Source organism: Microcoleus sp. S36b_A4 (genome assembly GCF_036700645.1).
Lineage (GTDB): Bacteria > Cyanobacteriota > Cyanobacteriia > Cyanobacteriales > Microcoleaceae > Microcoleus.
The window spans coordinates 1-7,864 of the sequence record NZ_JAUBPI010000159.1; the positions used below are offsets into that span (position 1 = coordinate 1).

Annotated in this window: 5 protein-coding genes; 3 read left to right on the plus strand and 2 right to left on the minus strand. The window is 45.0% G+C overall.

Annotated features, from left to right (window positions below; translation table 11 throughout):
• Positions 1-169: 169 nt before the first annotated feature.
• On the minus strand, positions 170-1,591 hold the full coding sequence (locus QUA03_RS27735; protein WP_333216781.1) for an O-antigen ligase family protein: 1,422 nt from the start codon (positions 1,589-1,591) through the stop codon (positions 170-172).
• A 205-nt stretch (positions 1,592-1,796) separates the two neighbouring features.
• Between QUA03_RS27735 and QUA03_RS27740 the strand changes: the two genes are divergently transcribed.
• The 3 genes from QUA03_RS27740 (at position 1,797) to QUA03_RS27750 (ending at position 6,429) form a co-directional block, all read left to right on the plus strand.
• The gene (locus tag QUA03_RS27740) at positions 1,797-3,269 is read left to right on the plus strand and encodes a polysaccharide biosynthesis/export family protein (protein WP_333216783.1); all 1,473 of its coding nucleotides are present in this window, start codon (positions 1,797-1,799) and stop codon (positions 3,267-3,269) included.
• 135 nt (positions 3,270-3,404) lie between these two features.
• Positions 3,405-5,741, plus strand: a complete 2,337-nt coding sequence (locus QUA03_RS27745) for a polysaccharide biosynthesis tyrosine autokinase (RefSeq protein ID WP_333216785.1) — start codon at positions 3,405-3,407, stop codon at positions 5,739-5,741.
• A gap of 322 nt (positions 5,742-6,063) precedes the next feature.
• Complete coding sequence (locus QUA03_RS27750; RefSeq protein ID WP_039886668.1) at positions 6,064-6,429, plus strand: response regulator transcription factor; 366 nt, start codon at positions 6,064-6,066, stop codon at positions 6,427-6,429.
• A 66-nt stretch (positions 6,430-6,495) separates the two neighbouring features.
• Here the strand turns inward: QUA03_RS27750 and QUA03_RS27755 are convergent, their stop codons facing one another.
• Positions 6,496-6,993, minus strand: coding sequence for a hypothetical protein (locus QUA03_RS27755; protein ID WP_333216787.1), 498 nt, complete (start codon positions 6,991-6,993; stop codon positions 6,496-6,498).
• Between the last annotated feature and the right edge of the window lie 871 nt (positions 6,994-7,864).

Genomic DNA, 7,864 nt, shown 5'->3' on the forward strand with positions numbered 1-7,864 from the left:
GTCTGACCAGTTTTTTTTCAACAATTCTCTAAAAGCCTCTTGACAAAAGACTTACAGTCTTAACTTGTCACCAATGGAAGGAAAGAGGAAGAAGGAAGGAGTCAGAAGAAGTGTTTTTACAAATATGAGATGTTCCCCTACTTGACCCACGATCCGCCCAATGGTTACTTCAATGGACAGTGTGAGCTAAAGAACGCCTTTGAGGGTTACTGGTGCTACTGTTAGAACTATTGTTAGCATTATCTATCGCAAGTCGAACCGTCAACATTGCGTAACTCAGCCAAGGATTTGCTATCTCTATAATATAACCTTCTGTGATGTTGCTTATAATAATAGACACTAGAAAACAAATAGGCATTCCCGCTTCTTCCAGAGTGCTACGACTCAAATACCGAACTGCGTAAGCTAAATTGAGTACCAAGGAAGTCATCATTAAAATTAATCCCGGCCAACCGAAGGCTAACAAGATCCCGATGGCGCCATTGTGAGGATTTTTCGGTTGAAATCCATTTGGAGTATAAATAAAATAAGCAGGAGTACCCGCTCCTAGCTTATCTTGTTGAAAAAATCCATCGTATCCGTAGCCAAACCAGGGACGCTGATTGACCGCAGCCACTAACTGTGGCCAGAATTCTGTCCGCCCAGTTAGAGTCAAGTCCTTGCCTAACCCACCTACAATAATATCCTCTAGGTTGTCTACTACAAAAACAGTCATAATTATGCTGACCACCAGGAAACATATAATCGCAGTAAATGCCCACTGAAAACTTAATTTTTTTAGAAAATTTAGTGACGACACTGCCATTATTAATATGATAGTAATCACTAGAGCAGATCCCGATTTATTAGCCCTTACTAGGTAAAACGAAAAGAACATCATTCCCAAAGAAATCCAGCGCTCTTTCTGAGTTTTAGCTCCTTGAAAATAATGCAAATACCAAAATGCCGTACAGAGAGCTAAGACTCCCCCCAAAGAATTTTTAGATTGGGTTAAGCCGACAAAATCGCCTGATCCCGGGGGTTCTATTACGAAACTTGCCAAACCTATTGCCGTGTATCCCCACCGCCAGAAACGAGATAAATCCTCCCATTTATATTGGGCTGCAATGTAAAACCCGAAAGCAGTAAATCCTGAAAAAGCTAGGCCTGCTCTTAGCGTTGCTTCAGGAACTAGAGACCATAATGTAGACAGTAATGGAAGTAATATATAAAGTAAGAAAAAAGGATTCATTGTCAATACTTTGGCAAAAATTTCTATAAAATTGCTACTAAATATTTTAATTCTTGAAATTAAAATAAATACTACCCAGGGGTAAAAAAAATAAGGTATGAGTTTTAATATGCCACCTTCTGGATCTTTCAAGTTGACAAAATGCAAGTAATTAAAAGGAGGTTGTATCAGAAAGGGAGAGATGAAAATATAAAGACCAGCAAAGCTTTTTTCTAAAGCTAAACCTATTTTTTTAGAGCTAGCAAATTGAAATAATAGTATAGTGGCTATCGCGACTATAGCAAGTAGCATCCATGTCAATGAAGAACTACCTAAAATCAGCTCTTTCAGCATATTTGGTAGAGACACTGGTTCAGTCATAATTGCTTTCCTTTATCCCAAACAAGACAAAATTATCTAGATATAAAATATAGCCATCAACCCGGAACCACGCTAACACAGAAATTAGGGAACAAGCAAAAATACAGCATCGTTTTTTCGGCGATAGCTTAAAATAATGAGCTTTTTGCCCAGCACTAAAAAGGCTACACTTATATAAATCATAGTCAATAAAATTAGGTGGTGTATGGTTAACACCCATTTTCCAAGACAGATAGCCCGGTCGGTTGTGGGTGTTGTCTTGTTTGCTTCCAGTGTCCTCGCTGATGCCAGAAGCACCCCGGCACAACTTCCCATCCCGCTAGGCGCACAGCAAGCCCAGAACGTTGCGCCCGTTACGAGATCGCCGGAAAGCTATAAACTCGGGGGCGGCGATCGCATCCAAGTAGAAATACTCGAAGTACCCGAACTCAGCCGCGGCTACGAAGTCCTTTCCGACGGTTCAGTCAACCTGCCCTTAATCGGCTTGATCTCCGTCCGCGGCCGCACCTTAGTAGAAGCCACCAACATCATCCGCAACGCCTACCGCCGCGTCCTCAAAGACCCCATAGTCACAGTCAGCCTCGTCGCCGCCCGCCCCCTCAACGTCGGCGTCATCGGAGAAGTCACCAGGCCCGGAAACTTCATCATTACCCTAACTCCTGGCCCGGGAGCCTCGCCGAGTGTCCAGTACCCCACCGTCACCCAAGCGATCAGACTAGCAGAAGGCGTCACGGGTGTCGCCGACATTCGCAACATCCGTGTCCGCCGTCCCCAACGAGACGGCCCCGATCAAGTCCTCAACGTCAACCTGTGGAAATTCTTGCAAGAAGGAGACATCTCTCAAGACATCATTTTGCAAGACAGAGACACAATCGTGATCCCCACAGTCGCCAACTTCAACCAAGCAGAAGCTCGTCAATTTGCGACGGCCAACTTTTCGCCACCCCCAGAAAAACCTCGATCGATCTCCATCGTGGGTCAAGTCACCCGCCCTGGGGCTTACGTCGTGATCGGTGGCAACACCACAAACGACCTCAGCCGCGAAGGTTTCCCCACCGTCATCCGGGCGATTCAGCTAGCCGGCGGCATCACATCCGATGCCGACATCCGGCAAATCCAAGTGCGGCGCGTCACCAGAAGCGGCGAACAAATTATCCCAGTCAACCTGTGGCAGTTCCTAGAGTCCGGCGACGGTGCCCAAGATACAATCCTCCAGCAGGGAGACACGATCATCGTTCCCAAAGCTACGATCGTCAACCCTGCAGAAGCTGGCGTACTCGCGAGCACTAACTTTGCCCCTGTCGCCATTAACGTTTATGTAGTAGGAGAACTCAGAACATCCCTCGATCCCTTGAGGCTCCCAGCTAATGCCACACTGAATCAAGCTTTAGTTTCCAGAGGATTTTTTGGCTACGAGAATACCAGAGCTAGGAGGGATAAAGTTGAGCTAGTCCGCCTCAATAACGATGGTACAGCTACTAAACGGACGATCGAAGTCAATTTGACTCAAGGAATTAACGAAGAAACCAATCCTCAACTTCGCAACAACGACATGATTATCGTATCTCGCAGGGGTCTCGTCGATTTTGTCGATCGCATGAACGCTGTAATCGGACCTGTCGGGCCAGCTACGGGAGTGTTAAATTTTATAAACGTTCTCCGATTTTTATTCAGGTAAGAAGGCGGCGAGTGAGGTGGATAATTCCTGGCAAAGGCTAGAATAAACGAAACAATAAGATTACCCAGCCGCGACCTGGCCGCTTCAAAAATATCAACCTCAAAAATATCAACCTCAAAAATACCCAGGCTGAATATGGATAGCAGACAAGATTATCAACCCTTCAAACCCAAATCGAATGGCAAGCTGCCGGAGTTAGCAGCTCAGAACTACAGATCTCACTTCGTAGAGGAGAGAGAAGAAGAAAAGCTAGACTTGTCCTGGTTGTTAGGGGTCGTGCGCCGTCGCTTCCTGGTCATGGCAGCAGCCACCATTGCTTTGAGCGCCCTGGCAGGAACAGCGATCGTCCTCACGTCTAAACAGATTACGATCGAGTATGAAGGCTCCTTTTCCCTGTTAGTAGAACCAGCCACGGCTGAAGGTTTGCAATCCAAACAATTAAACAACACCCAATCTGCAGACTTAGCAAGAATTAATATAGAAGGAATTAGCCTACTAGACTACGAAACCCAAATTAGGATTTTGCGAAGTCCCAGAATGATGCAGCCAGTGATTGAGGAATTGCGGGCTTCGTATCCCAAAATGAACTATAGCGAACTGATATCAAAAATGTCGATCCAGCGCATCAGCTACACGAAAGATGGCAAACAGCAAGGCACAAAAATTTTACAAGTTCGCTACAAAGATTCAGACCAAAAAAAGATTTACCGCGTATTGGAGAAAATTTCTAAAGCTTATCTAGATTACAGCTTGCAGCAACGGCTGATGGGCATTAATCAAGGTATTAAGTTTATAGATACGGAGATGCCCAAGCTCCGAGAAAGAGTGGAAGTTCTGCAACTGCAAGTCCAAAGACTGCGGCAGCAGAGCAACTTGTTTGAACCTCAGATGGAGGGGAAATCTCTCTCTGAACAAGTTCAAAGCATTCGAGGTAAGCAAGTAGAAATTAGAGTTCAGCTAAAAGGGATGCGAAACCTCTATCAAAGCTATGAAAAACTACTCAACGAAAATAATCCCCAGGGGCTGCTGATGACCCAAGGACAAGCTTACGCCGGACTCTTAGGTCAAATTCAGAGAATTGACTCGGAATTGTCATTAAAATTAGCTCAGTATAGAGAAGACAGTTTGCCAGTTTTAGCGTTGCGAAAAAGTCGGGAAGAACTGATTTTAACCGCCACTCAACAAGCAAGAAAAGTGGTGATGGGAAATTTAGAGACCCAGATCAAAGAAGTTGAAGCGCGCGATCGCGAAATGACCGCTTCGCAAAATGCTCTCAACCAAAAAATTAGAAATTTTTCAGTCACAACTCGACAATACGACAATTTACAGCGGGAACTGCAAGTAGTTACTAAAAGTTTTTCGGACTTCTTAGCAAAACGAGAAGCGTTGCGGATCGATGCAGCTCAGCAGCAAATCCCCTGGGTGCTGATCAATCCTCCGGAAATTCCGCTAGACAAATACGGCAACCCTATAACAGCTACCATCAAACAAACCAAAAAACAGTTAGCGCTGGCAGTAATTTTAAGCACTCTCCTGGGTATAGCAGTCGGCTTGCTGGTAGAGGTACTAAATACTGTGTTCCACACTCCAGAATCACTGAGAATCGCCACAAGATTGCCAATACTCGGGGTGATTCCGTTTACCAAAAAAGTCAAGCGCAGACCGCCAGCCAGACAGAGGAAACTAACATCGGCTCGATCGAACTCGAAAGTGGAAGTAGTCGAACCGGGCGAACCTAGAGATACTGGTTCGATGAGCGGGGGGCCAAGTATTTTGAGCGACTTGGACTATCAATTTTTAGAAGCATTTCGATCGCTATACACGAACATTCACTTGCTGAGTGCAGGCAGGGCAATTCGATCGCTCTTAGTTGGTTCAGCCGTAGCCGGAGACGGCAAATCTACAGTAGCTTTGAACCTTGCAGCCACAGCAGCAGCAGTCGGACAGCGAGTATTGTTAGTAGATGCAGATTTGCGATGCCCGCAACTGCACACTAAATTAGGACTGCCAAACGTGCGTGGCCTAGGCGATGCCATCTCCACAGATCTCAGCCTCAACGACGCGATTCAACGAGCCCCGAACCAAGAAAATTTGTTTGTACTCACCGCAGGCCAAATTCCTCCCGATCCGATCAAGCTTCTTTCTTCCAAAAAAATGCAGTATCTGATGGAGCAATGTCAAGCATTTTTTGACTTAGTAATTTATGACACCCCGCCACTAGCAGGCTTAGCAGACACCCACTTGATCGCAGCTCACACAGACGCTACGATTATGGTCGTCCAAATTGGGCAAACCGACCGATCGCAAGTTCGCAAAGTTTTAGAAGAATTAAAAATTTCTGGAGCTTCCGTTTTGGGAATCGTTGCTAATGGCTGCAAAAACACCGGTCACAGCTACCGCCAGCGCCCGATCGTTTTAGAGAGGGTCTACGACCAAAAACTATCGGCTTTAGGTACGAAAAATCCTAATTAGACAAATGTTGATGCAGGCGGCCGAGCGCCGCCGTCCTCAAGGGGAAACGCACAACCAAGCTATACCCTGATTTTTTGATAATAGTACCATTTGAGAAAGAAAATGATAGACTAACGGACATAGCCTCGTGTGTCAACCGAGATTGCGCGGATCTTTAAATTTGGCGGTAATTACTCAGAAAATGATTGAGAAATCAGCAAAAGTGGGTAAACTACATTTAGCAGAGCGCAATCTCAATCAGGAAAAGACACCTTTGAAGGTGAACGTTAGTGTAAACGTTAATGAGAACGTTTCAACCCAGAAACTTGGTAGGGATTATTCTATGAGTACAGTTATGGTTGTTGATGATAGCGTCACTCTGCGGGAGATGATCGCCGACTTGCTCAAAGGTAGAGGGCTCAACGTCACGGTAGCGAGTGATGGCGTAGAAGCTCTAGAGCAAATCAAGGCTAACCGCCCAGATTTAGTCGTTCTGGATATCGTGATGCCCCGGATGAACGGCTACGAAGTCTGTCGTCGGCTCAAAAGCGACCCTAAAACCCAAAATTTGCCGGTGGTAATGTGTTCGAGCAAAAGCGAAGAGTTCGATCGCTATTGGGGAATGAAACAAGGAGCAGACGCTTACATCGCCAAGCCATTTCACCCTCAAGAATTGGTCGGCACTATTAAGCAACTGCTGCGAGGTTGAGGTGGAGGAATAGGGACAGGAAAAAAATTGTCTTCAGCGCTGATTATTTCTGCTCCCGCAGCCTCTCTAAACTACTCGATTGACAATAGTCCAAACATCCCCGTCCGATCGCACGTAGGGAACAGAAATACTTTTAAAACCAGTAATAAAAGGTTTGTAATAAACCTGCCAGTAGCTGGGACTAATTTGGTCGGCGATAGCTTTGAGTCCCTTCACTTCCGCCGCCAGTTCCGCCGCCAGTTCATTAATCCGTTCCGCGTGTCCCTGAGCAAGCACTCTTCCTTCTTCAACTTGCTCCTCCATCGGAGTGATTCTTTGCAACTTTACCGACTGCTGCTGTTTCTGACTCAGTTGAGCAGACAGAGCCGCGATCGCGTCATCTATCCCCTTGACTTCTGCCGACACTTGTGCTGTTTCCCTCGCGTGACGCCGATAAGCATCGGCGATGGCTTGGGGCGAATCACCGGCTGGGACAACATCGGCAATACTAAGCTGCTGGCGTTCCAGGCGCAATTCCTCAATTTGAGAGTAGATTGCCTCTATATCAGTCTGAAGTTTGTCCACCTAATTATTACCGCGTGGTTGTTGGATATTTTAGCATATTAACACAAACCAATCACCTAATCGGCATAGAAATTGCATATTTTAGGAGAGCTAGAAGCAAAGCCCCACAAGCAGAACTGGAAGAGTTTGAAAAATACAAATTTTTATATTTTTCAATTTATCGATTTCCGTCGATATCCAGTCTGGTTAATCACGATCGTGTACGGTATCAGCATTATAGATTGGTAGTGAGGAAGGCAAGTACGAGCGAATTTTATGATGATTAAAGTCGTCAATACAAGCACAATTTCCAATTAATTTCAATTTACCACTTTCCAATTACCAATTCCCAATGATTAAGAGATTTTTTTAAGTTATTAAGCTGTTGCACATTTAAACTGTGATAAAAGCATTGCCCTTATTTTTGATTTTGCGCCCCCATTTAATTATTAATTAATTAATTCTCCTTCATTTAAGAGGCGATGCCATAAACAGGGCGAACGCATCTAAATTTCATGTTAACAGAATCTGGTATAGCGGTTCTCAAGCGTGGTGAGGTATGGGGGCGAGTCCTATGCCCTATGCTCTATGCCCTATGAGCACCTCATGTTACTGAGAAAGGCTATATATTGGAGAAAAATTATTGAGTAACTACAAAATATTTAATTAGGGTTTACCTGTATGGATCTCAAACCTAAAATCACCATCGCCGACCATTTTACCGACTTATAATATCCAAGAATTGAGCGAAGGAAACATCATCATCAATTAATATTATCACCCTCTCAATTTGTGCCGTGATTTGTGGTGTTGATACCCACATTCCGCACCCCCAACTGGCACATAGGCAGATGGAGGGGATAAAAGTAAATCATCCGAGATAATCGTGAGT